A 23,420-nucleotide genomic window follows, 5' to 3' on the forward strand; every position below is an offset into this window, starting at 1 on the left:
ATCGGCTGGTGGTTCGGCCCTACCCTGCGGATACCCTGAACGGCGTGCCGACCGCCCGCCGCCAGCTGATGACGACAGGCGCACTGGTGTCGGTTCTGGCGCTGGCCGGCTGCACCGTCAGCCCACCGCCCGCTCCGCGCAGCACGGAGACGACCAAGACCATCGTCCCACCGCCGCCCAAGATGAGCCAGATCATCATGGCCATCGACTGGATCGGCCCCGGGTTCAACCCGCATCTGCAATCCGATCAGTCGCCGGTCAATGCAGCGATCTCCGCGCTGGTCCTGCCGAGCTCGTTCCGGCCCATCGCCGATCCGGCGTCGCCGTCGGGATCGCGCTGGGAACTCGACCCGTCGTTGCTGTTGTCGGCCGAGGTGACCAACCAGAGCCCGTTCACCGTCACGTACAAGATCCGCCCCGAGGCGCAGTGGACCGACAACGCGCCCATCGCCGCCGACGACTACTGGTACCAGTGGCGGCAGATGGTCAGCCAGCCCGGCGTCGTCGACCCGGCCGGCTACGACCTGGTGACCGGCGTCCAGTCCGTCGACGGCGGCAAGACGGCCGTCGTGACCTTCGCCCGGCCGTACCCGGCCTGGCGGGAACTGTTCAACAACATCCTGCCCGCGCACATCGTCAAGGACGTGCCAGGTGGTTTCGGCGCCGGCCTCGCCCGGGCCATGCCGGTCACCGGCGGCCAGTTCCGGGTCGAGAGCATCGATCCGCAGCGCGACGAAATCCTGCTGGCGCGCAACGACCGCTACTGGAGCGTGCCGTCGGTGCCCGACCAGGTGCTGTTCCGGCGCGGGGGATCGCCTGCGGCCCTTGCTGATTCGATTCGTAACCGGGACACCCAGGTAGCTCAGGTGCACGGCGGGCAGGCGACGTTCGCGCAACTCGCGGCCATTCCGGGCGTGCGCACCGCGCGGATCGTCACCCCGCGGGTCATGCAGCTGACGCTGCGCGCGCAGCGACCGGGACTGACCGACACCCAGGTCCGCAAGGCGCTGCTGGGTCTGCTCGATGTCGGCCTGCTGGCGGCCGTCGGCGCGGGCAGTGACAACACCGTCACGCTGGCGCAGGCGCAGGTGCGGACGCCGTCCGACCCCGGCTATGTGCCGACGGCGCCGCCGGCACTGGACCGCAACGCCGCGATGGACCTGCTGCACCAGGCCGGGTACAACGTCGAGTCCGCCGTCGCACCGCCGTCGCTGCCCGGCACGCCACCGCCGCCGGGCCACGATCGGCTGGTCAAGGACGGCACGCCGCTGGGGCTGGCCATCGGCGTCGCCGCCAACGACCCGACCTCGGTCGCGGTGGCGAACACGGCCGCCGACCAACTGCGCAGTGTCGGGATCGAGGCCACGGTGCTGGCCATGGATCCCGTGGCGCTGTACGCGGACGGGCTCGAGCGTGTCGACGCGATCGTCGGCTGGCGGCACGCCGGCGGCGACCTGGCGACGGTGCTGGCATCGCGCTACGGCTGCCCGGGTTTGGACGCGACGGCGGTGTCGACCGCGACGACCCCGGCACCGACTCCGCAGCCGACGTCGACCTCCAAAACCGTTGCGCCGCAGCCACCGACGCCTTCGGTGACATCGACTGCACCGACCATTCCGCTGCCCAAGCCGCTCGGCGGCGATCAGCTGGTGCAGGCTCCCAGTAACTTGACCGGCATCTGCGACCACGCGATCCAACCCAAGATCGACGCGGCTCTTGCCGGCACCGAGAAGATTGCCGACGTCCTCAATGAGCTGGAGCCCAAGCTCTGGGCGATGGAGACGGTGCTGCCGATCCTGCAGGACACCACGATCGTCGCGGCCGGGCCGACGGTGCAGAACGTCAGCCTCACCGGCGCGGTCCCGGTCGGGATCGTGGGCGACGCCGGCAAGTGGGTCAAGGTTCCTTGAGCTGTTCCTGAGTCGGTTTCGGCTCGGGAGCCTTCGTCCGGGCCGCCGACTGTTCCCGTAGCAGCCGGATGCCGTGCGACGAGTACGCGGCCACTGCGAAAACCAGCAGCAGCCACACCGGTGGATGGGCCAGCTCCCAGACGAACAGCGCCGCGAATGCCGGTGCCCGTTGGGTGATCGCGAGGACACCCGCCGCGCACGTGAGGGCCACCGCGGGCACGTGCAGGTGCGCGTCCGCCAGGCCATTGAGGGCGAACGTGGCGACGGTGCCCGCGGCCGCGCCGGTGGCCAGTGCCGGGGTGATCATGCCGCCGACCGCGCCGACCCGCAGGTACAGCGCGGTGAGCAGGGGTTTGAGCACCAGGAGAACCGCTGCGGCGGCGAGGCTCAGCTGGGCGTCGACGCTGACGATCAGCACGCTGCGGCCGTTCCCGGGCAGTTCGGGACGGTAGATCGAGCAGATACCGGTGATCAGCCCGGCCAGCGCGACACCCGGGACGAGCACCCAGGAGGTCAGCTGCGGCTTCGGGCCGGCGAGCGCCATCAGCCGGTTGAAGGCCAGGCCGATCACCACCGCAAGCGGTGCGATGGCCAACGCCAGCATGGTGAATTGGTACGACAGTGCCGGTTCCGGCCAGGTGAGGTCGCGTTCGAAATGGGTGACCGGGTGCGACACCGCGACCGCCAGGCTCGACGTGATGAGGGCCGTGCCGACGACCTTGGGGTGCCAGGTGCCCATCATGACGCGGGCGGCGAAGAACGCGCCGCCCAGCGGCACGCTGTACACAGCGCCCAGGCCGGCGCCCGCCGCGCAGGAGAGCAGGATCTCGCGGTCGCGGGCGGTCAGCGTCCCCATGGTCGACGCGGTGAGGCGCCCCAGCCAGGTCGTCCCGTAACTGCTCAGGACGGCCGCCAATTGGCGCGGCGCCGTTTCCCGGCCCAATGAGGCACCCGAGCCGACCACCAGGGCCTGCAACGCCGCGTCGGCCGCCATCGGCAGATGCTGCATCGGCTTCTTCCCGGCGATGGTCGCCGACAGCGACGGCGTCCCATATCGCCGCCGCAGAAGCCACCAGCCGAGTCCGGCCAGCGCCCCGCCGATCGCCGGTGCCAGCGCGCGCCGAACCGGCGAGCTGGCGCCGATGCCGTCGAGCAGGAGACCGTACGAATAGTGGTAGGCGAGATGTTCGACGGCGTGCAGCAGCGAGACCGTCAGTGCACCCGCGACCCCGGCGAGCAGGCCGGTGAGCAGCACCGCACTGCCGAACTCGAGCGCACGTCGCGTCACCCGGAGAATGTATGCCAGCCTGGGGGATATGGAGACCCCACGGCTGCTGTTCGTCCACGCCCATCCGGACGACGAGACACTGACTACCGGAGCGACCATCGCGCACTACACGGCCCGCGGCGCCGACGTGCGGGTGCTCACCTGCACGCTGGGTGAAGAGGGCGAGGTCATCGGTTCGCAGTGGGCGCAGTTGGCGGCCGACGGAGCCGACCAGTTGGGCGGCTACCGCATCGTCGAATTGTCCTCGGCGCTCAAGGAATTGGGCGTCGGCCATCCTCGGTACCTGGGTGGGGCAGGCCGTTGGCGGGACTCCGGGATGGCCGGCAGCCCGGCGCGGCACCGGACCCGCTTCGCGGACGCCGACATGGACGAGGCCGTCGCTGAGCTGGTGGCCGTGCTGCGGGACTTCCGCCCGCACGTCGTCGTCACCTACGACCCCAACGGCGGCTACGGGCACCCCGACCACATCCAGGCTCACCGCGTGACGACGGCCGCGGTCGCCGCGTCGTCGGGCGACGGACATCCGGGGGAGCCGTGGCAGGTGCCGAAGTTCTACTGGACCGTGATGGACGGCGAGACGATGGCCGAGGGCCTGGCGTCGCTGGACAGTATGGAACTGCCCGACGACTGGGTGCGGATTCCGGCGAGTGCCCTGGATTTCGTGCTCGATCACCCCATCGACGCCATCATCGATATCCCGGAGACCCTGCCGGCCAAGGTCGCGGCCATGCGCGCACACCAGACTCAGGTGACGGTCGAGCCGAGTGGCCGGGTGTTCGCCCTGTCCAACAACATCGCGCTGCCGATCACGGCGTGCGAACACTATGTCTTGGTGGAGGGCACGCCGGGCGAACGTGACGCCCGCGGTTTGGAAACTGACCTACTCAGCGGGATAAACCTGGCGTGACACCGGGATCGGGGGGAGTAGGGTGACCGCCATGGACTCGGATCTGGATCCCAACTTGCAGCACCTGCAGGGCCTTGGCGACAACTATCAGTGGGTCGTCGGCTCGCTGGTTTCGCTGCTCGACAGCATCCCGACCTGACGTCAGCTCCACCGCGCACCGACCCCGGTCGGATGCGCGCCTTCGTCCTCGGTGTTCTCGCGCTCGACGGCGCCTTGTCGGCCATCGCCGGTGCACTGTTTCTGCCGCTCTACCTCGGCCCGGTGCCGTTCCCGATCAGTGCACTGATAAGTGGACTGGTGAACGCTGCCCTCGTGTGGGCTGGCCTGCAATGGACGACCAACTCCCGCTTGGCCGCGCTCCCGATGTGGGTCTGGCTGTCGACCGTGGTGATTCTGCTGCTCGGTGGGCCCGGCGACGACGTCGTGTTCGGCGGCCGCGGGATCATGCAGGCGTCGCCGTTGATCTTCTTGCTACTCGGGGCGACGCCGCCCGGCGTGGTGCTGTGGCGGCATGCCCGGCGGCGCGCTGAAATGCCGGGGTAGCGGCCGGAATCCGGTCTCTTTACACAACTCTCGCCCAGCGCCGTCAACTTTCCCTGACGCTTCAAGGAAAGCTGACGGCCGCAGATCGAACGTGTGGCAAGGGCAGCCGACACTGCGCGTAGCCGGCGAAACCCGGCAGGTTCAGCCCTTGGCGGCGTGGCCTTCCGAGCCCGCATGCTGGCCTGAGTTGGCGTTGGACGACTGCCCAGCGCCCTTCTCACCCTTTGTGCCCTTGCCGGGCTTCGTCGTTCCGGTAGTGCCGGTTTCGCCCGCGGCCTGGTTGTCCCCGGCGTTCTTGGTCCCGGTCTTGTCACCGGTCTTCTTGCCGCGGGTCTTGACGGGCTTGGGCGCCTTGACCTCGTCCTGCTGCTGGGCAGCCGGTCCGTCGGTGTCGCCCGCGGCCGGAGCGCCCGGCTTCGGGTCGGCCTTGGGCTCGGTTTTGGGCTCTGTCTTCAGGTCCGTCTTGGGGTCGGTCTTCGGCTCTGTCTTCGGGTCGGCCTTCGGCTCGGCCTTGGGTTCTGTCTTCGGGTCGGCCTTCGGTTCGCCGGCCTGCGGGTCCGTCGGCTGGCCGGCCTCGGTGCCCTCCGTCTGCGTGCCCTTTTCGTCGGCCTTGCCCTTGTCCTCGACCTTGGCCGGCGTCTCCGCAGGCTTCTCGGTCGGCTTCTCGGCGGGGGCCCCGGTCTGCGCGGCGGTTGGCGCGATCTTGCTCGTCGGGTCGGTCTTCTCGGCGGTCTTGGCCGGGGCGAAGCCGGCCGCCAGGCTGGTCAGCGCGGTCTGGACGGACTTGGCGAGCGACTCGAGGGTGGGCGTCGTGGCCGCGAGCGGGCCGATCGGCGGAAACGGCGGAATCGGCGGGATGAGCCAGCCGAAGAAGTAGTTGAACTCAGAGATGCCGAAGTTTATGACCGGCGGAATCGACATCCGGACCACGTTGCGGATGGCCTGGGTCCATACGAACAGGTTCAGCGGATCGTTCACGATCGGAACGACGGCCTGATAGAAGATGTTGTCGGAGATCGGCCTGATCAGCGTGTAGTAGAAGATGTCGGTCTGCGCGGCGATCGCGCCCGAGAACGGGACGAACCACCCCGCCCAGTACAAAAGGTCGGTCGCGTAGTCGACGCCCCAGTCGACCCAGGCCTGGATTCCGGTGTACGCGTTGATGAGCCAGTCGCTGGCCGCGTTCTGCGCGCCGACGACGGGCGCGGCGGCCAATGGCGCTGCGGCCAACGGGTTCGGACCGACCTTGGGTACGACGCCCGCGGCGGGCAGCTTGGGCGGCGCCGGCGGGGTCATATTGCTGGCTGCGGCCAGCAGCTTGACCATGGCCTCGGTCAGGTGCGGTTGGGCAGTGGTCGGGTGCGCGGGGACTGCGACGTCGGCGGGAACGACCTGAATCGGGGTGAGCGCCAGAGCTGTGGCGGTCGCCGCGGCGGCGCCCGCCACCAGATATGAACGAACTGAAACGGACACCATGACTCCTTGAAACGATCGCGTCCCGACCCTCTGAACTTACGCGGTCGTCACTAAAATCTTCCAGTAGTCTGCGCGTTTGCTGTATGTGTCGGGGTATGGGGCCCGCGACGCGCCGACGAGCTGGCGCTACTGTGGCCGGTATGCCGGGCGCAGTGGTTTCAGAATGTGAGACGCGTGGATGAACGCCGACACCACCGGGGTTACACGGAAGTGGCTCTGAACCCCCCGAACGGCGCAGACCTGCCTCTCCCCATGGTCCCACCGCTCGCCGCGCCGTCATCGTCCGCGTTACGCCGCGTCCTGCGCCGCGCGCGTGACGGTGTTTCGCTCAATGTGGACGAGGCCGCGATCGCGATGACGGCCCGCGGCGACGACCTCGTCGACCTCTGCGCCAGCGCCGCCCGTGTCCGTGACGCCGGGCTGGAAGCGGCGGGCCGGCGAGGTGCGAACGGCCGGTTGCCGGTGTCGTATTCGCGCAAGGTCTTCATCCCCGTCACCCACCTGTGCCGTGACACCTGCCATTACTGCACGTTCGTGACGGTGCCCGGCAAGCTGCGCGCACAGGGCATGGGTATGTTCATGGAGCCCGACGAGATTCTCGACGTGGCCCGCCGCGGCGCCGAGTTGGGTTGCCAGGAGGCGCTTTTCACCCTGGGTGACCGCCCGGAGGACCGGTGGGACGAAGCCAAGCAGTGGCTCGACGAACGGGGCTATGACTCCACCCTCGATTACGTGCGCGCCATGGCGATTCGCGTCCTTGAGGAAACCGGACTGCTGCCACACCTGAATCCCGGCGTGATGAGCTGGTCGGAACTGTCGCGGCTCAAGCCGGTCGCGCCGTCCATGGGCATGATGCTCGAGACCACGTCGCGCCGCCTGTTCGAGACCAAGGGCCTGGCGCACTACGGCAGCCCCGACAAGGACCCGGCAGTTCGGCTGCGCACGCTCGACGACGCCGGCCGGCTGTCCATCCCGTTCACGACCGGTTTGTTGGTCGGTATCGGTGAGAACCTCACCGAGCGGGCCGAGACCATGCACGCGATCCGCAAGTCCCACAAGGAATTCGGGCACGTGCAGGAAGTCATCGTGCAGAACTTCCGGGCCAAGGATCACACCGCCATGGCCGCGACGCCCGACGCCGGGATCGACGATTTCCTGGCCACCATCGCGGTGACCCGCCTGGTGCTCGGACCCAAGATGCGGATCCAGGCGCCGCCGAACCTGGTGTCCCGCGAAGAATGCCTGGCGCTGATCGGCGCCGGCGTCGACGACTGGGGCGGCGTCTCACCGCTGACCCCCGACCACGTCAACCCGGAACGGCCTTGGCCGGCGCTGGACGATCTGGCCGACATCACTGCTGAAGCCGGCTATGACCTGGTGCAGCGACTGACGGCGCAGCCGTCGTACGTGCAGGCCGGGGCGGCGTGGATCGACCCGCGCGTGCGTGGACATGTGGATGCCCTGGCGGACCCGGAGACCGGGTGGGCGCGCGACGTCAACCCCGTCGGCATGCCGTGGCAGGAACCCGACGAGGCCTCGGAGTCGTTGGGCCGCACCGATCTGCACACCGCCATCGACACCGAGGGTCGACTGACGGAGACGCGCAGCGACCTCGGTAGCGCGTTCGGCGACTGGGAGTCCATTCGGGAGAAGGTCTCCGAGCTGGCGGCCCGCGCCCCGGAACGTATCGACACCGACGTGCTCGCCGCGCTGCGTGCCGCGGAGCGCAACCCGGGCGGCTGCAGCGACGACGAGTACCTGGCGCTGGCCACGGCCGACGGACCGGCTCTGGAAGCTGTTGCGGCGCTGGCAGATTCGCTGCGCCGGGATGTCATGGGCGACGACGTCACATTCGTCGTCAACCGGAACATCAACTTCACCAACATCTGCTACACCGGTTGCCGCTTCTGCGCCTTCGCGCAGCGCAAGGGCGACGCCGACGCCTACTCGCTCTCGACCGACGAGGTGGCCGACCGCGCCTGGGAGGCGCACGTCGCCGGGGCCACCGAGGTCTGCATGCAGGGCGGCATCGACCCCGAGCTGCCCGTCACCGGGTACGCCGATCTCGTTCGTGCGGTGAAGAAGCGCGTGCCGTCGATGCACGTGCATGCCTTCTCGCCCATGGAGATTGCCAACGGCGTGACCCGCAGTGGAATGTCGACGCGGGAGTGGCTGACGTCGCTGCGCGAGGCCGGCCTCGACACCATCCCGGGCACCGCCGCCGAGATTCTCGACGACGAAGTCCGCTGGGTGCTGACCAAGGGCAAGCTGCCGACCGCCGAGTGGATCAACGTGGTGACCACCGCGCACGAAGTGGGTCTGCGGTCGTCGTCGACGATGATGTACGGGCACGTCGACACCCCGAAGCACTGGGTGGGGCACCTGAATGTATTGCGCGGAATCCAGGACCGCACAGGCGGTTTCACCGAGTTCGTGCCGCTGCCGTTCGTGCATCAGTCCTCGCCGCTGTATCTGGCCGGTGGCGCGCGCCCGGGGCCGACGCACCGCGACAACCGCGCGGTGCACGCACTGGCGCGGATCATGCTCCACGGCAGGATCCCCAGCATCCAGACCTCGTGGGTCAAGCTCGGGGTCGAGCGCACCCAGGTGATGCTCCAGGGCGGCGCCAACGACCTCGGCGGCACCCTGATGGAGGAGACCATCTCCCGCATGGCGGGTTCGGAGAACGGGTCCGCCAAGACCGTCGCCGAGCTGGTCGCCATCGCCGAAGGCATCGGCCGCCCGGCCCGCCAGCGCAGCACCGACTACTCGCCGCTGGCCGCCTAACTCCGAGCCGGCCTGGGGTCACCTCCCGCTTGCGGGGGAGTCGGTACGGGCTTTCGCGGTGTGTCGCGTGCATTCTGCGCGCGCTCGCGGGCGGTGAGTGTCACTCTGTGATGCGTGAACATGATCGGTGAACTGCCCGCTCATCCGTTGCTCGTGCACGCGATCGTCGTCCTCGCGTCGCTGACGGCCGTCCTGACAATCCTGTGCGGAGTGTGGACGGCCGCGCGGGAGCGGCTGGTGTGGCTGACGCTGGCGCTGTCCGTGGTGACGGTCATTCTGACCCCATTCGCCATCGAGGCCGGCGAGGCGCTGATTCACCAGCTACCCAAGAGTCCCGTCCTGCGTGAGCACGCTGAACTCGGCGACACCGCAATCTTTTTCGTCATCGGCCTGCTGGTGGTGTCGTTGGCGCTGACCTTCTTGCACCGTTGGGGCACGCGGCTCGGGGACAAGGAGAAGCTGGCCCGTGTCGTGGTGGCGGTACTGGCCGTGGTCGTCGGTGTGGCGACGATCTACCAGATCGTGCGGATCGGGCACACCGGTGCGCGTGCGGTCTGGGGCGGATTCAGCCTGTAGTAGTTCCACTCGCGAGCAGACGCAAAACTGTCGAAATTCCGGGGAGATCGACAGTTTTGCGTCTGCTCGCGGGAAAACTACAGCCGCGCAGCCAGTTCGGTGCCCTGCCGGATCGCGCGCTTGGCGTCCAGCTCGGCTGCCACGGCGGCGCCGCCGATGATGTGCGGCTCGATTCCGGCCTGGCGCAGTGCGCCTTCCAGGTCGCGCACCGATTCCTGGCCGGCGCAGATCACCACGTTGTCGACTTCGAGGACGCGTGCCCCGGACCGGTCCGGCCCGAAGCTGATGTGCAGCCCGGCGTCGTCGATCTTCTCGTAGTTCACCCCGGAAAGCTGCTGCACGCCTTTGGCTTTGACCGAGGCCCGGTGCACCCAGCCGCTGGTCTTGCCGAGCCCGCGCCCCTGCGCGCCCTTGGTGCGCTGCAGCAGGTACACCTCGCGGGCCGGTGGCAGCGGGATCGGGGTGGCCAAGCCGCCGCGGGCGTTGCCGCCGTCGGCGATGCCCCACTCGGTTCGCCACTCCTTGAGGTTCAGGGTGGGGGATTCGTCGACGGTCAGGAACTCGCTGACGTCGAAACCGATTCCGCCGGCGCCGATCACGGCCACCCGCTTGCCGATGGGTGCGCCGGTGATCGCCTCGGCGTACGACAGCACCATCGGATGGTCGATGCCCGGAATGTCGGGCATGCGGGGCGCGACACCGGTGGCGAGCACGACGTCGTCGTACTCCGCGAGATCGGAGGCCGTAGCTCGGGTGCCCAGTCGCACGTTCACGCGATGCTTGGACAGCATCGTGGTGTAGTAACGGAGGGTTTCGTTGAATTCCTCTTTTCCGGGAATCCGCCGGGCCAGATCGAATTGGCCGCCGATGTGGTCGCCGGCCTCGAACAGCGTCACGTCGTGGCCGCGCTGGGCGGCGGTGACGGCGGCGGCCAGGCCGGCCGGTCCGGCACCGACGACCGCAACCCGCTTGGTGGTCCGAGTCTTGCCCAGTACCAACGTGGTTTCGTGCCCCGCTCGCGGATTCAGCAGGCACGACACGGTCTTGTGCACGAACGCGTGGTCCAGGCAGGCCTGGTTGCAGGCGATGCAGGTGTTGATCTCGTCGGCCGCGTCGTGCTGGGCCTTGCGGACCCAGTCCGGGTCGCTCAGGAGCGGACGGGCCATCGAGATCAGTTGCACCGCACCGTCGGCCAGAATCTGTTCGGCGGACTGCGGCATGTTGATCCGGTTGGAGGCCACCACGGGAATGGTGACGTGCTGTGCCACCGCATTGCTGATGTCCGCGAACGCGCTGTTCGGTACCGACGTGACGATGGTCGGCACCCGTGCTTCGTGCCAGCCGATCCCGGTGTTGATGATCGTCGCCCCGGCAGCCTCGATTTCCGTTGCCAGCGCGAGGATTTCCTCCCAGGTCTGGCCGTCCTCGACGTAGTCGGCCATGGACAGCCGGTAGCAGATGATGAAGTCGCGGCCGACGGCCTCGCGGGTGCGCCGGACGATCTCGACGGGGAACCGGCGGCGCTTCTCGGGCGTGCCGCCCCAGGCGTCGGTGCGCTTGTTGGTGCGCGGCGCCAGGAACTGGTTGAGCAGATAGCCCTCGCTGCCCATGATTTCGACGCCGTCGTACCCGGCCTCGCGGGCCAGTAGCGCGCATTTCACGAAGTCGTCGATGGTGCCCTCTACGTCGCGCAGGGCCCGCGGCCGGAACGGGTTGATAGGAGCCTTGATCGACGAGGCGCTGACCGAAAGTGGGTGGTAGGCATAGCGTCCCGCGTGCAGCACCTGCAGCAGGATCTTGCCGCCCTCGGCATGCACGGCCGTGGTGATCTTCCGGTGCCGACGGGCGTCGCTCGAGGACAACATCTCGGCGGCGAACGGCAACAGCCAGCCGGTCCGGTTGGGTGCATAGCCGCCGGTGATGATCAGCCCGACGCGGCCGCGGGCCCGCTCGGCGAAATACTCGGCGAGCTTGCCGGTGTCGCGGGCGCGGTCCTCCAGACCCGTGTGCATCGAACCCATGATCACCCGGTTGCGGAGCGTGGTGAAGCCAAGGTCCAACGGGGACAACAGGTTCGGATAGGGCGTTGCATGCGGCGCGGTCATCGGTTTCCTCTCAATGCCAGCAGAACTTCGTCCAACCAGTCCACCGATCCCTGCTCGGCGCGGATACCGCCGCGCAGCACCAGGTACTGGTGCAGCGCGCTGCCGGTGAGCGCTGCCGGATCGGGGAACTGACGTTTCTCGTAGCCGAGGTAGGTGTCGAGCAGCGCGGCGCGTTCGGCGCGCAGGGCCTGAATCTGCTCGTGCAGTGCGGCGGTGCTGTCCGCCGAGCCGTAAGCCGCGCCGCGCAGCTTCACCGCGAGTTCGCGGGTGCGGGCGTCGGTCACGGCACTGCCGCGCCCGGTGAGCGGTTCGGCGATCCAGCGCTCCAGCTCGGCTCGGCCGGCGTCGGTCACCGAGTAGACCTTCTTGTCCGGCCGGCCATGCTGTGCGACGACCTCGACGCTGACCCAGTCATCCATGGTGCGCAGCGTCTTGTAGATCTGCTGGTGCGTGGCCGCCCAGAAATAGCCGATCGAGCGGTCGAACCGGCTCGCCAGTTCGTAACCGGAACCGGCTTGTTCGCACAGCGCCACGAGGATGGCGTGGGGGAGGGCCACGGCATGAGCGTAGGTGCTACCGGCGGTCCTATGCAACAAATTGCAAAGCCGAACATGACACGCGTAAAAACTCGTGAGTCGCAACTAGTCGGAAGGTATCTGCAACGGCTAGTGTCAGTAACCACGCGCTCCGGCGCGCAAAGTTAGGTCACACTGAGCCAGACCGCTCAAAATGGGCGCACCATACTGACGTCGGCTCGTTGAGTCCTGATGAGCCAGCAGCCCCCTGGAACAGGAGAACTACCGGTGACGTACGTCATTGCCGAACCCTGCGTCGACGTCAAAGACAAGGCATGCATCGAAGAATGCCCGGTCGATTGCATCTACGAGGGTGCACGCATGTTGTACATCCACCCCGATGAGTGTGTGGACTGCGGCGCGTGCGAGCCCGTCTGCCCCGTCGAGGCCATCTACTACGAGGACGACGTCCCCGATCAGTGGAGCGGATACACCCAGAACAACGCCGACTTCTTCGCCGAGCTCGGCTCGCCGGGTGGTGCGTCGAAGGTCGGCCAGACCGACAACGACCCGCAGGCGGTCAAGGATCTCGCGCCGCAGGGCGAGTGACTCTGTCCGCTCGAACCAAGGTCTCGGCTGCTCTGCCGGTGTTCCCCTGGGACACGCTGGCTGACGCAACCGCGACCGCGCGTGCCCACCCGGACGGCATCGTCGATCTGTCCGTCGGTACGCCCGTAGATGCGGTGGCCGACGTCATTCGGGAGGCCCTGGCCGCTGCCAGTGCCGCACCGGGTTATCCGACGACGGCCGGCACGCCGGCGGTTCGCGCGTCGGCGGTGGCTGCCCTGCAGCGCCGCTACGGCGTGACCGGTCTGCCGGAGCAGGCGGTGCTGCCGGTCATCGGCACCAAAGAGGTGATCGCCTGGCTGCCGACCCTGCTCGGGTTGGGGGCCGCCGACACCGTCGTCGTGCCCGAGCTGGCCTACCCGACGTACGACGTCGGCGCACGGCTGGCCGGTGCCCAAGTGCTGCGGGCCGATTCCCTGACCCAGATCGGGCCGCAGGCGCCCGGGCTGGTCTACCTGAACTCGCCCAGCAACCCGACCGGCAAGGTGCTCGGTGTCGACCACCTGCGCAAGGTCGTCGGCTGGGCGCGTGAGCGCGGTGTCGTCATCGCGTCCGACGAGTGCTACCTCGGCCTGGCGTGGGACGCCCAGCCACTGTCGGTGTTGCATCCCGACGTCTGCGACGGCGACCACACGGGTCTGTTGGCCGTGCACTCGCTGTCCAAGACGTCATCGCTGGCCGGTTATCGGGCTGGTTTCGTGGCGGGTGATCCGGCTTTGGTTGCCGAGCTGTTGGCGGTGCGCAAGCACGCCGGGATGATCGTCCCGACGCCGGTGCAGGCCGCGATGGTCGCCGCCCTTGACGACGACGAGCACGAACGCATCCAGCGGGACCGCTACGCCAAGCGGCGCGACGCACTGCTGGCGGCGGTCAGAGGAGCCGGCTTCACCGTCGAGCACTCCGAGGCCGGCCTGTACCTGTGGGCCACCCGCGGCGAGTCCGGTCGTGCGACGGTCGCGTGGCTGGCCGAGCGCGGCATCCTCGTCGCCCCCGGCGAGTTCTACGGCCCGGCCGGCGAGCAGTTCGTGCGCATCGCGCTGACCGCGACCGACGAGCGCATCGCCGCCGCGGTTTCCCGGTTGGCGTAGTTCTTCCGCTCGCGGGAGGCGGTCAACCCGGCTGGGCTAGCGTCCTGACGTATGCAGGTATTCGCCGCCATGTCGCCCGAGCTGCCTCTGACAAGGGTGCCGGCCTACGCGCGCCGGGTAGAGAAGCTCGGGTTCGACGGGCTGCACATTGCGGAGACGATCCACGACTCGCTCGCCGTGGCGCTGTTGGCCGCCGAACACACGGAACGGCTGACCATCCGGACCGCCGTCACCCTGGCGTTCGTCCGCAGTCCCATGCTCACCGCCTACGCGGCCTGGGACCTGCAGACCTTCTCCGGTGGGCGGTTCGAATTGGGCCTCGGCACCCAGATTCGGCAGAACATCGAAGACCGGTTCGGCATGCCCTGGAGCGAACCGCGGGCGCGGATGGCCGACTACGTGAGTGCGCTCAAGGACATCTTCGAGGCGTTCCGTACCGGCGGGTCGGTGCACCACGAGGGCGACGCCTACCGCATCACGCGGCTGCAGCCGTACTTCAACCCCGGGCCGAATGACCTGGCGCCGCCACGCATCTGGCTGGGTGCCGTGAATGCACGGATGTGCGAACTGGCGGGCGAGGTGGCGGACGGTGTCGTCACGCATTCCACGAATTCCGATCCCGACTATCTGAGAGACGTTGTGCGCCCGGCACTTCAGCGTGGCGCACAGGCCTCGGGTCGGGCCGAGTTGCCTCAGCTCGTGGCGTCGACCGCGATCGCCACCGGCAGCACCGACCTGTTGGTGGAGCGGGAACGCGAGCGGCAACGCCGGATGCTGACCTTCCTGCTATCGACCCCCGCTTACGCGACGACGCTCAAGCGGCGGGGCTGGGACACGTTGGCCGATGATCTGCGCGGGCTCATCAAGCAGGACCGGTGGGCTGACTTGCCGGCGGTTCTGAATGACGCAGTGCTCGATCAACTCGTCACCAGCGGCCGCTACGACCAACTGCCAAACCTGTTGCGGGACAAATACGACGGCATTGCCGACGGGGTCGTGCTGCCGCCGATGAGCGCCGGCGACGACGACGGGGCGGTGCTGGCCTGCGTCCGGGACCTACAGAGCGGAGCGGCGCCGGGTTGACACGTGGCGCGTTCAGTCCACGTCGAGTTGCGGCGGCACTGCCGAAGCCAATGCCGCCCGGCACGCCACGATGGCCGGTGTCTGGCTGATGGCGGTCCGCGTCGCCGTGAACACCACCCGCCGACGCGGGTCGACGTCCACGACGCGTAAATCGGGACGGCGCCGCACTCGCATCAGGTCGGGCAGGATGGCGACCGCGTTGCCATTCTCGATCAGGGCGATTTGGGCTTCGAGGTCGTCGGTCTCGAAGCGGACGTCGGGCTCGAAACCTGCTTGTCGGCAAAGCTGTTCGGCCCAGTGCCGGGATGCGGTGCCTTCGGGCTCCATCGTCCACGGCAGTTCGGCAGCATCTTTGACCGAGGAGACGCGGTCCCAGGGGTCTCCGGTCCCTGGTACGGCCAGCCGCAGCAGGTCGGTGGTCAGCGGTGCCCGGTGCAGATCGGGATACGCGCGCGCGGCATGCCCCGGATACTCCTCGGCGATCACCAGATCGAACTCGCGCAGCCAGGTCTCGTAGAGCGCCTGCTCCGGTTCGCGTTGCGACATCGTCACGCGCAGACGCGGGTGGCGGGTCGCCAACTCCGTCAGCATCTGTGGCATGAAGGCCGAGGCCGCCGATTGGAAGACGGCCAGCCGAACGGTGCCGGAAGCCTCGTCGCTCTGCACCGCGACATCGGAGGCGGCCTGCTCGAGCCGCGCCAAGATGACCGCGGTGTGCTCGACGAGCACCTCGGCCGCGGGGGTGAGCCGCAGCCGGCGCCCGACCTTCTCCAGCAGCGGCACGCCGACCTCGCGCTCGAGCTGGCTCAGTGCCTGCGATATCGCCGAGGGGCTTTGGTGCAGGGCCTCGGCGACCTCGGACAGCGTGCCGCGCAGGCTCAGCTCGTGCAGCAGCCGCAGCCTGCGGACGTCCAGCAGATCGGCACGTAGATGTTTCATCGTTACTTAAACTTTCATGTCAGAAATCATCGCTTTATTTTAAGTGTCTGGTCGGCTCATGATGGGCAGATGACGGAGCTGAGCAGCCGGGACGACCTGCTGACCGAGGTGGTGACCCAGGTTCGGTACTGGCTCGATGACGCCGCCCGCCTGCCCGTCGCCCCGGCCGGCCGCCGGTTGGCTGAGGTCCTTCGCGATCCTCATGGCCTGGATTTCACCGTCGGCTTCGTCGACCGCGTGATCCGGCCCGAAGACCATCGGGTCGCGGCCGCCAACCTGCGCGCCCTGGCGCGTAACGCCCCTGGCTTCCTGCCGCTGCATGAACGGCTGTTGATCAAGCTCGGTGCTCTGGTGTCGGTGATCGCGCCCGGCCTGGTCATTCCGGTCGCCCGGAAAGCGTTGCGCGAGATGGTCGGCCACCTCCTCGTCGACGCGACCGATGCCCGCCTCGGGCGTTCCATCGCACGGATCCGCAAGCGCGGCGTCGGGCTCAACATCAACCTGCTCGGTGAGGCCGTGCTCGGTCGGGCCGAGGCGGCCCGACGGCTGGAAGGCACCGAACGGCTGCTCGCCCGTCCCGACGTCGACTACGTGTCGATCAAGGTCTCGGCCACCGTGCCGCCGCACTCGCCGTGGGCGTTCGACGAAGCCGTCGACCACATCGCGCAGAACCTGCTGCCGTTGTTCACCCAGGCCGCGACCGCGCCGACGAAGAAGTTCATCAACCTCGACATGGAGGAGTATCGCGACCTGGAGCTGACGATCGCGGTGTTCACCAAGCTGCTGGACCGGGCCGACCTGCTCGACCTCGAGGCGGGGATCGTCTTGCAGGCTTATCTGCCCGATGCGCTGAGCGCGATGATGCGACTGCAGAACTGGGCGCGTGCGCGCCGCGAGGCCGGTGGCGCGGGCATCAAGGTTCGGCTGGTCAAAGGCGCCAACCTGCCGATGGAACACGTGGAGGCCTCGCTGCACGGCTGGCCCGTGGCGACCTTCTCGACCAAACAAGACACCGACACCAATTACAAGCGGGTGCTGGATTACGCACTGCGGCCCGAACACACCGCGAATGTGCGTATCGGTGTCGCCGGGCACAACCTCTTCGACATCGCCTACGCGTGGACGCTCGCCGGGCGTCGCGGCGTCCGGGATCACGTGGAGTTCGAGATGCTGCTGGGGATGGCGGAGGCACAGGCCGAAGCCGTCCGGCGTACCGTCGGCGGTCTACTGCTGTACGTACCGGTGGTGCACCCCAAGGACTTTGACGTTGCCATCGCCTACCTGGTGCGCCGGTTGGAAGAAGGTGCCAGCCAGGACAACTTCATGTCCGCGGTGTTCGAGCTGCACGACGACCGGGCGTTGTTCCAGCGCGAGAAGGACCGGTTCATCGCGTCCATCGCCGATCTCGTTGGGGAGAGCGTGGTTCCGGTGCCCAACCGTCGCCAGGATCGCCGTACCGATGATCCACGCGCCGCCGTGAGCCCGGCCGATGGATTCGCGAATGCCGCCGACACTGATCCGGCACTGCCCGGCAATCGACTGTGGGGACGAGCGATCACCGACCGGATCGCCACGTCGTCGGCGGGCGTGGAGCTGGTCGCCGAGTACACCGTGTCGAGTGGGGCCGCGCTGGACGGAATCATCGCCGACGGTGTGACCGCGGGCGCGACATGGGCTGCGTTGGCCGGTGCGCAGCGGGCGGCAGTCCTTCGGCGTGCGGCGGCCACGCTGCAGGCAGCGCGGGCGGTATTGCTGGAGGTGATGGCCGCCGAGTGCGGCAAGACGCTGGAGCAGGGCGATCCAGAGGTCTCCGAGGCCATCGATTTCGCGAATTACTATGCGGCACAATCGGAAAATCTGGACTCGGTCGACGGTGCCGTCGCGGTGCCGACCGGATTGACGGTGGTCACGCCGCCATGGAACTTCCCGGTGGCGATCCCCGCCGGATCCGTGCTGGCCGCGCTGGCCGCGGGTAGTCCCGTCATCATCAAACCTGCCACTGCGGCCAGGCGGTGTGGATCCGTTATGGTGCAAGCGCTTTGGGATGCCGGCGTGCCGCGCGATGTGCTGCAGTTGGTGCACCTCGATGAGGGCGAACTCGGCACGCATTTGGTATCCGACCCGCGGGTTTCCCGGCTGATCCTCACCGGTGCCTTTGAGACCGCAGAGTTGTTCCGCAGCTTCCGGCCCGACTTGCCGCTGCTGGCGGAGACCAGCGGCAAGAACTCCATCATCGTCACCCCGCATGCAGATCTCGATCTCGCGGTGAAAGACCTGGTGTACTCGGCCTTCGGGCACGCAGGTCAGAAGTGCTCGGCTGCGTCGCTCGGCATTCTGGTGGGCTCCGTCGCCCGGTCCGCGCGGTTCCGCGACCAGCTCGTCGATGCCGTCACCTCACTGAAGGTCGGCTACCCGACAGACCCGACCGTGCAGGTGGGACCCATCAACGAACCCGCGCACGGCAAACTGCTGCGGGCACTCACGCAGCTCTCGCCCGGGGAGCAGTGGCTGGTAGCGCCCCGCCAACTCGATGACACCGGACGGCTCTGGTCACCGGGAGTGAAGACCGGGGTTCGGCGCGGCTCGGAGTTCCACCTCACCGAGTACTTTGGTCCGGTGCTGGGTCTCATCGCCGCCGATGACCTCGATGAGGCGATCGCCATCCAGAACCAGGTCGACTACGGACTGACAGCAGGCCTGCACAGCCTGGACCGCGCCGAGATCGAACGCTGGCTCGACCGGGTCGAGGCCGGCAACGCCTATGTGAACCGCTCGACCGTCGGGGCGATCGTGCGGCGTCAACCCTTCGGCGGGTGGAAGAAGTCGGCGGTGGGCGCGGGCGCCAAGGCAGGCGGCCCGAATTACCTGATCGGGCTGAGTGACTGGCGTTCCGCGCCGGCGAGCCAAACGGCGTCGATAGCGCCATCCGTACGCGCGATCCTGGACGCTGTGCAGGCCTTTGCGCTGAATCCCGGAGAACTCGATTTCCTCGAACGGTCCTTCGGATCCGACGCACATGCCTGGGCGACGGAGTTCGGCGTAGCTCGCGATGTCTCCGCCCTGATGGCGGAGAGGAACGTCTTCCGGTACCTGCCCGTGCCGGTGACGGTGCGTGCCGAGAACGCTGATCCGGCAGCGGTGTTGCGGGTGGTCGGGGCGGGAATCCTGGCCGGTTCCTCCGCGACCGTCTCCACCCCGGTTCCGCTCGATCAGGCGATTACCGACACGCTGGCAACCGCCGGCGTCGTCTGTCGGGTGGACGATTCGATGTCGTGGCGGAACACGCTGCGCGACAATGCTCCTGGACGCGTTCGCCTCCTCGGCGGCAGCCGCGAACAGTTCGCTCGCGACAGTGCCGGCGCTGTCGGGATCGCGCTCTACGCGGGGCCGGTTGTCGAAGCCGGTCGGGTCGAGCTGCTGACGTTCCTGCACGAGCAGGCGATCGCGGTGACCGCGCACCGATTCGGTTCTCCGACGCCGTTGTCCGAGAACCTGTTTCGGTGACGCTGCGGCTCAGAGCGCGTAGGCGAGCTTGAACTTGTCGAGCAGATACGGCCCCGACACCACCGGCTCGTAGCGCGGCGGATTGTCGGCGCTCGCGCAGGTGGGAATGCACTCGATGACGGCGTCGAAGTTGGGTTGATGGAAGAACGGCAGGCTGAACCGTTCGCCACCCGCGCCGTTGCTCACCACGCGGTGCACGGTGCTGACCCAGCGGTCGTTGGTCCACCTGGCGAGCAGATCACCGATGTTGATGACGAACGATCCGGGGACCACGGGCACGTCGAGCCACTCGCCGCGGTCACCCCGAACCTGTAGCCCGCGCTGAGATTCATCCTGCAGCAGGATCGTGAGATTGCCCCAGTCGCTGTGCTGGCTCAGCCGGATTTCACCGGCCGGCCGGTCGTCGGCAGGGTAGTAGTTGGCCATCAGGTTGGAGTTGTGCCGGTCGATCGACGCGTCGAACCAGTCCTCGCGCAGACCCAGTGCGAGTGCGAACAGCCGGGACAATTCGGTGGCCAGTAACTCCATTTCGGCGTAGTAGCGCTCGTACGCCGCGCGGAAACCGGGGAGTTCGGGCCACCTCGGCGCGACGAACATCCGCTCGTCGGTCCAGCCGTCGCCGCCCATGCCCTCCGGGTTGCCCAGCGGGAAGTGGACGAACTTCTCGACCCGGTCCGGCGCCTGGTGTTCGGCGTCGACATCCGCGCCGTCATTGGTGGCCGCGAGCTTGCCCGCGCTGCTGAATCCGCGGGCCAGTGGGTCACCGGGTTGCGCCCTGAGGCGGTCTTTTTCGGCCTGCGGCAGGGCGAAGAACCCGCGCAGGGCGTGGTTGACGTCGTTGATGGCCTTGTAGGGCACACCGTGCCCGACCAGGAGCAGGAAACCGCTGGTCTCGCAGCACCGGCCGATCGCGTCGGCCACCGCCTGGCGGTGCGTCGGGTCGCCACTACGGGCGCTGCTGATGTCTATCACCGGGACGAAGCCGTCCTGCAGGACGACCTGGTCGACTATCACTTCTGGTTGGGTCATGCGTTCGACGCTAGAACCTCAACCAAGGTTGAGATCAAGTGTGAATGGTCTTCTCTCACAAGGACGTTTCTGTGTGGCGTGAATCACTGACTCTCGTGAATCGTGCGGCCGACGCGCGGCGCGTCGGCCGCCACAGTCAGCCCTCACGGACACTGTTCGCGCACATAGCCGGCGGAACCGGGGGCTACGAGGCGGCGGTCCCGAAGAATGGTCAGCGGAGCTCGGTCTGCCGTCGCGCACACATCTCGGAACGAACCCGACAGGTTGTCGGTGTACTCGATCTGGAGGACGTGCGGTCCGTACGCCTGCCGGTAGTGATCGCACTCCAGGTAGGCGGCGCACTCCTCGGCGACGACGAAGTCGAAACCGATTGTGCGGCGCCCGATCTCGGCTGCTTCGGCAGCGTTCTTCTGGGCGACCGCGAGACCGCGGTCGTGGGCCAAAGCGGTGAACGATCGTGCGAGTTCGACGGCTCCCGCCTCATCGATGTGACCGGTGGTCGCGTCGGAGAACCGTTTGAAGGTGTCGAAGTTGTCAAGATCGATCGCGTCAAAACCCTTGTCGGCACACGCGGAGAGCACTGGCGTCAGGACACCGAGAATGATCGATCGCTTGGCTGCAGTCGACGGGTCGAGAACGTACTCGTCGGGCCAGTCGGGGTCACGCACGGGCGACCCGTGGGCGTCGCGCAGTACTGCCTCACCATGGTTGTGCAGCCAGCTGTCACCGTCGCCTGGTTGGGTCTGAAAACCGTTCAGGTAGCAGACGCTGTATGCGCCTGGCATCGGGCGTGCCGAGGCGTCCCGGACCACCACCGCCAGGCCGGGGATGTCACCTGCGCCGCCCAGTTGGTAGTCGAATGAGCCTGTTGTGGGTGGCAATCGGACCCGATGCGCGGCCGCGCTCTCGGTCGCGGGCGGTGTGACCGACGGTTCGGACCGCGGAGCAGACGGCGGATCGACCGGTCGAGCACATGCGGTCAGCAGCGCCACCGCGATCAGCAGCGCTCCCCGGAAGGTCGTCATCCTTGGCTGGCAGGCGGATCGGTGTACGCGTGCAGCTGTAGCAGCGTCCACGCCGCCAACGACTGCGCGTCGGTGATCTCACCGCGGCGGATCATGTCCTCGATCTGTGTGGCGGTGAACCACTCGCTGTGCATGTCCTGCTCTTCGTGCTCGCGGTCGTGCTCGCCTTCGGTGATGCCGGTCGCCAGGTAGGCCCAGCCGCGTTGACTGCACATCCCCGGTGCGACATCCAGCTGGCCCAAAACCTGCCACGTGTCGGCCCGCAGCCCCGTCTCTTCACGGAGTTCCTGCGCGGCGAGATCCGCGGGCGCGGGCTCGTCGCCGTCCAACGTGCCCGGCGCGGTGCCCTGGACAAACTCCCAGCGCCGCAACCCAATTGGATAGCGGAACTGTTCCACCATCCGGTACCGGTCGCCGTCGCGGGCGATCACCAGCGCGTACGTGGGTTTGTCCACCACCCCGTAGATGCCGGTGGTGCCGTCGGGACGGCGGATGTCGTCTTCGCGCACCGACATCCAGTTGTTGCGGTACACCTCACGACTGGACAGTCTCTCGATCGGGTCCACCCGCCCAGAGTAGCCTCACGCACATGCTGCTGACCTCCCTGAACCCCGCGGTGGTGGCCGCCGGGCACGACCTCGAAGACGCGGTGCGCATCGACGGCGCGGTGTTGTCCCGCAGCGATCTGGTCGGGGCCGCGACGTCGGTGGCCGAACGGGTCGCCGGCGCGTCGCTGGTGGCCGTGCTGGCTCGGCCGACCGCGAAGACGGTCCTCGCCGTCGCGGGCTGCCTCATCGCGGGGGTGCCGGTGGTTCCGGTGCCCGCCGACGTCGGCGCGGCCGAACGGCGGCACATGATCACCGACTCCGGGGCGCAGGCCTGGCTGGGGGAGGTGCCCGACGAAACCGAAGGGCTACCGGTCATCCCGGTGCGGCTGCATGCCCGCTCCTGGCACCGCTACGCCGAACCGTCGCCGGATTCGACCGCGTTGGTCATGTACACCTCGGGCACCACAGGGTTGCCCAAAGGCGTGGTGATCAGCCGTCGCGCCATCGCCGCCGACATCGACGCGTTGGCCAAGGCCTGGGCCTGGACGCCGTCCGATACCTTGGTGCACGGCCTGCCGCTGTTCCACGTGCACGGTCTGATCCTCGGGCTGCTGGGCTCACTGCGGATCGGAAATCGCTTCGTACACACCGGAAAACCCACACCGGCTGCCTACGCCGCCGCGGGTGGCTCGCTGTACTTCGCGGTGCCGACCGTCTGGTCCCGCGTGGTGGCCGACGCTGCTGCCGCCGAGGCGCTCCGCGGAGCGCGACTGCTGGTGTCGGGCAGTGCAGCGCTGCCGGTGCCGGTGTTCGACGACCTGATCCGGCTCACCGGGCACGCGCCGCTCGAGCGCTATGGCAGCACCGAATCTTTGATCACCCTGTCCACCCGGGTCGACGGCGAACGCCGGCCCGGCTGGGTCGGGTTGCCGTTGGACGGCGTGCAGACCCGGCTGGTCGCCGAAGATGGGTCGCCGGTGCCGCACGACGGGGAAACCATTGGCCGCCTGGAGGTTTCCGCGCCGACGATCTTCACCGGCTATCTGAACCGCCCAGAGGCGACGGCCGAGGTGCTGGGCGACGACGGCTGGTACCGCACCGGCGACGTCGCGGCCATCGATGAGGGCGGTATGCACCGCATCGTCGGTCGCGAGTCGGTGGACCTCATCAAGTCCGGCGGTTTCCGGGTCGGCGCCGGCGAGATCGAGACCGTCCTGCTGGGCCACCCTGGTGTATCGGAGGCCGCGGTGGTCGGCGTGCCGGACGACGACCTGGGGCAGCGCATCGTCGCGTTCGTGGTCGGGTCGGCATCGTCACAGGAACTCATCGACTTTGTTGCGCAACAGCTTTCGGTGCACAAGCGGCCGCGCGAGGTGCGCCTCGTCGACAGTCTGCCCCGCAACGCCATGGGCAAGGTGCAGAAGAAACTCCTCGTCTAGGCAACGTCGTCGCGATGGAGGACGGCTGTGA

18 protein-coding genes are annotated in these 23,420 nt (G+C 68.1%); 10 read left to right on the forward strand and 8 right to left on the reverse strand.

What is annotated here, in order from left to right; genetic code table 11:
• Nucleotides 1-68: 68 nt before the first annotated feature.
• Complete coding sequence (locus TL10_RS05100; protein ID WP_043984834.1) at nucleotides 69-1,910, forward strand: ABC transporter family substrate-binding protein; 1,842 nt, start codon at nucleotides 69-71, stop codon at nucleotides 1,908-1,910.
• Here the strand turns inward: TL10_RS05100 and TL10_RS05105 are convergent.
• Nucleotides 1,897-3,198 (reverse strand): chloride channel protein, encoded by a 1,302-nt coding sequence (locus TL10_RS05105; protein WP_043395559.1) that lies wholly within the window; start codon nucleotides 3,196-3,198, stop codon nucleotides 1,897-1,899. The genes TL10_RS05100 and TL10_RS05105 overlap by 14 nt on opposite strands.
• Before the next feature lie 28 nt (nucleotides 3,199-3,226).
• Here TL10_RS05105 and mshB point away from each other — a divergent pair, with 28 nt between their 5' ends.
• Nucleotides 3,227-4,105 (forward strand): N-acetyl-1-D-myo-inositol-2-amino-2-deoxy-alpha-D-glucopyranoside deacetylase, encoded by an 879-nt coding sequence (gene mshB / locus TL10_RS05110; protein WP_043984765.1) that lies wholly within the window; start codon nucleotides 3,227-3,229, stop codon nucleotides 4,103-4,105.
• Between the two features lie 90 nt (nucleotides 4,106-4,195).
• Nucleotides 4,196-4,648 carry a DUF6113 family protein gene (locus TL10_RS05115; RefSeq protein WP_082067844.1) on the forward strand — a complete coding sequence of 151 codons (453 nt, stop codon included), beginning with the start codon at nucleotides 4,196-4,198 and terminating at the stop codon, nucleotides 4,646-4,648.
• Between the two features lie 141 nt (nucleotides 4,649-4,789).
• Here the strand turns inward: TL10_RS05115 and TL10_RS29455 are convergent, their stop codons facing one another.
• The gene (locus tag TL10_RS29455) at nucleotides 4,790-6,121 is read right to left on the reverse strand and encodes an ICP22 family protein (protein ID WP_131630678.1); all 1,332 of its coding nucleotides are present in this window, start codon (nucleotides 6,119-6,121) and stop codon (nucleotides 4,790-4,792) included.
• Nucleotides 6,122-6,334: 213 nt separating this feature from the next.
• On the opposite strand from TL10_RS29455, the gene TL10_RS05125 reads away from it, so the two are divergent.
• Nucleotides 6,335-8,911: a bifunctional FO biosynthesis protein CofGH gene (locus TL10_RS05125; RefSeq protein ID WP_043984767.1), complete on the forward strand. Its 2,577-nt coding sequence runs from the start codon at nucleotides 6,335-6,337 to the stop codon at nucleotides 8,909-8,911.
• A gap of 120 nt (nucleotides 8,912-9,031) precedes the next feature.
• On the forward strand, nucleotides 9,032-9,487 hold the full coding sequence (locus TL10_RS05130; RefSeq protein ID WP_338048636.1) for a DUF2231 domain-containing protein: 456 nt from the start codon (nucleotides 9,032-9,034) through the stop codon (nucleotides 9,485-9,487).
• Nucleotides 9,488-9,564: 77 nt separating this feature from the next.
• Here TL10_RS05130 and TL10_RS05135 read toward each other — a convergent pair whose 3' ends face one another.
• Entirely contained in the window at nucleotides 9,565-11,592 is a 2,028-nt protein-coding gene (locus TL10_RS05135; RefSeq protein WP_043984769.1) for an NADPH-dependent 2,4-dienoyl-CoA reductase, read from the reverse strand.
• Nucleotides 11,589-12,149 carry a PadR family transcriptional regulator gene (locus tag TL10_RS05140; RefSeq protein WP_043984770.1) on the reverse strand — a complete coding sequence of 187 codons (561 nt, stop codon included), beginning with the start codon at nucleotides 12,147-12,149 and terminating at the stop codon, nucleotides 11,589-11,591. The genes TL10_RS05135 and TL10_RS05140 overlap by 4 nt, the downstream gene beginning before the upstream one ends.
• Nucleotides 12,150-12,395: 246 nt before the next feature.
• Here TL10_RS05140 and fdxA point away from each other — a divergent pair, with 246 nt between their 5' ends.
• The 3 genes from fdxA to TL10_RS05155 are packed head-to-tail and all read left to right on the forward strand — an operon-like array spanning nucleotide 12,396 to nucleotide 14,905.
• A complete protein-coding gene (gene fdxA, locus TL10_RS05145; protein WP_029121628.1) occupies nucleotides 12,396-12,716 on the forward strand; it encodes a ferredoxin in 321 nt (106 codons plus the stop codon).
• Nucleotides 12,713-13,822 carry a succinyldiaminopimelate transaminase gene (gene dapC / locus TL10_RS05150; protein ID WP_276525126.1) on the forward strand — a complete coding sequence of 370 codons (1,110 nt, stop codon included), beginning with the start codon at nucleotides 12,713-12,715 and terminating at the stop codon, nucleotides 13,820-13,822. The genes fdxA and dapC overlap by 4 nt, the downstream gene beginning before the upstream one ends.
• Before the next feature lie 51 nt (nucleotides 13,823-13,873).
• Entirely contained in the window at nucleotides 13,874-14,905 is a 1,032-nt protein-coding gene (locus tag TL10_RS05155; protein WP_043984771.1) for a TIGR03617 family F420-dependent LLM class oxidoreductase, read from the forward strand.
• A gap of 12 nt (nucleotides 14,906-14,917) precedes the next feature.
• Here TL10_RS05155 and TL10_RS05160 read toward each other — a convergent pair whose 3' ends face one another.
• Nucleotides 14,918-15,844 carry a LysR family transcriptional regulator gene (locus TL10_RS05160; protein ID WP_082067845.1) on the reverse strand — a complete coding sequence of 309 codons (927 nt, stop codon included), beginning with the start codon at nucleotides 15,842-15,844 and terminating at the stop codon, nucleotides 14,918-14,920.
• Between the two features lie 69 nt (nucleotides 15,845-15,913).
• Here TL10_RS05160 and TL10_RS05165 point away from each other — a divergent pair, with 69 nt between their 5' ends.
• A complete protein-coding gene (locus TL10_RS05165; RefSeq protein WP_043984772.1) occupies nucleotides 15,914-19,348 on the forward strand; it encodes a bifunctional proline dehydrogenase/L-glutamate gamma-semialdehyde dehydrogenase in 3,435 nt (1,144 codons plus the stop codon).
• A gap of 9 nt (nucleotides 19,349-19,357) precedes the next feature.
• On the opposite strand, the gene TL10_RS05170 is transcribed toward TL10_RS05165, so the two are convergent.
• The 3 genes from TL10_RS05170 to TL10_RS05180 form a co-directional block, all read right to left on the reverse strand.
• Nucleotides 19,358-20,377, reverse strand: coding sequence for an isopenicillin N synthase family dioxygenase (locus TL10_RS05170; RefSeq protein WP_043984773.1), 1,020 nt, complete (start codon nucleotides 20,375-20,377; stop codon nucleotides 19,358-19,360).
• 143 nt (nucleotides 20,378-20,520) lie between these two features.
• Nucleotides 20,521-21,402 carry an endo alpha-1,4 polygalactosaminidase gene (locus TL10_RS05175; protein WP_043984774.1) on the reverse strand — a complete coding sequence of 294 codons (882 nt, stop codon included), beginning with the start codon at nucleotides 21,400-21,402 and terminating at the stop codon, nucleotides 20,521-20,523.
• Complete coding sequence (locus TL10_RS05180) at nucleotides 21,399-21,917, reverse strand: NUDIX domain-containing protein (RefSeq protein ID WP_423136055.1); 519 nt, start codon at nucleotides 21,915-21,917, stop codon at nucleotides 21,399-21,401. Before TL10_RS05180 ends, TL10_RS05175 begins: the two co-directional genes overlap by 4 nt.
• Before the next feature lie 74 nt (nucleotides 21,918-21,991).
• On the opposite strand from TL10_RS05180, the gene TL10_RS05185 reads away from it, so the two are divergent.
• A complete protein-coding gene (locus tag TL10_RS05185) occupies nucleotides 21,992-23,389 on the forward strand; it encodes an acyl-CoA synthetase (RefSeq protein ID WP_043984776.1) in 1,398 nt (465 codons plus the stop codon).
• The last annotated feature ends 31 nt before the right edge of the window (nucleotides 23,390-23,420 follow it).

The organism is Mycolicibacterium llatzerense (genome assembly GCF_000878195.1).
GTDB classification, from domain to species: Bacteria; Actinomycetota; Actinomycetes; order Mycobacteriales; family Mycobacteriaceae; genus Mycobacterium; species Mycobacterium llatzerense.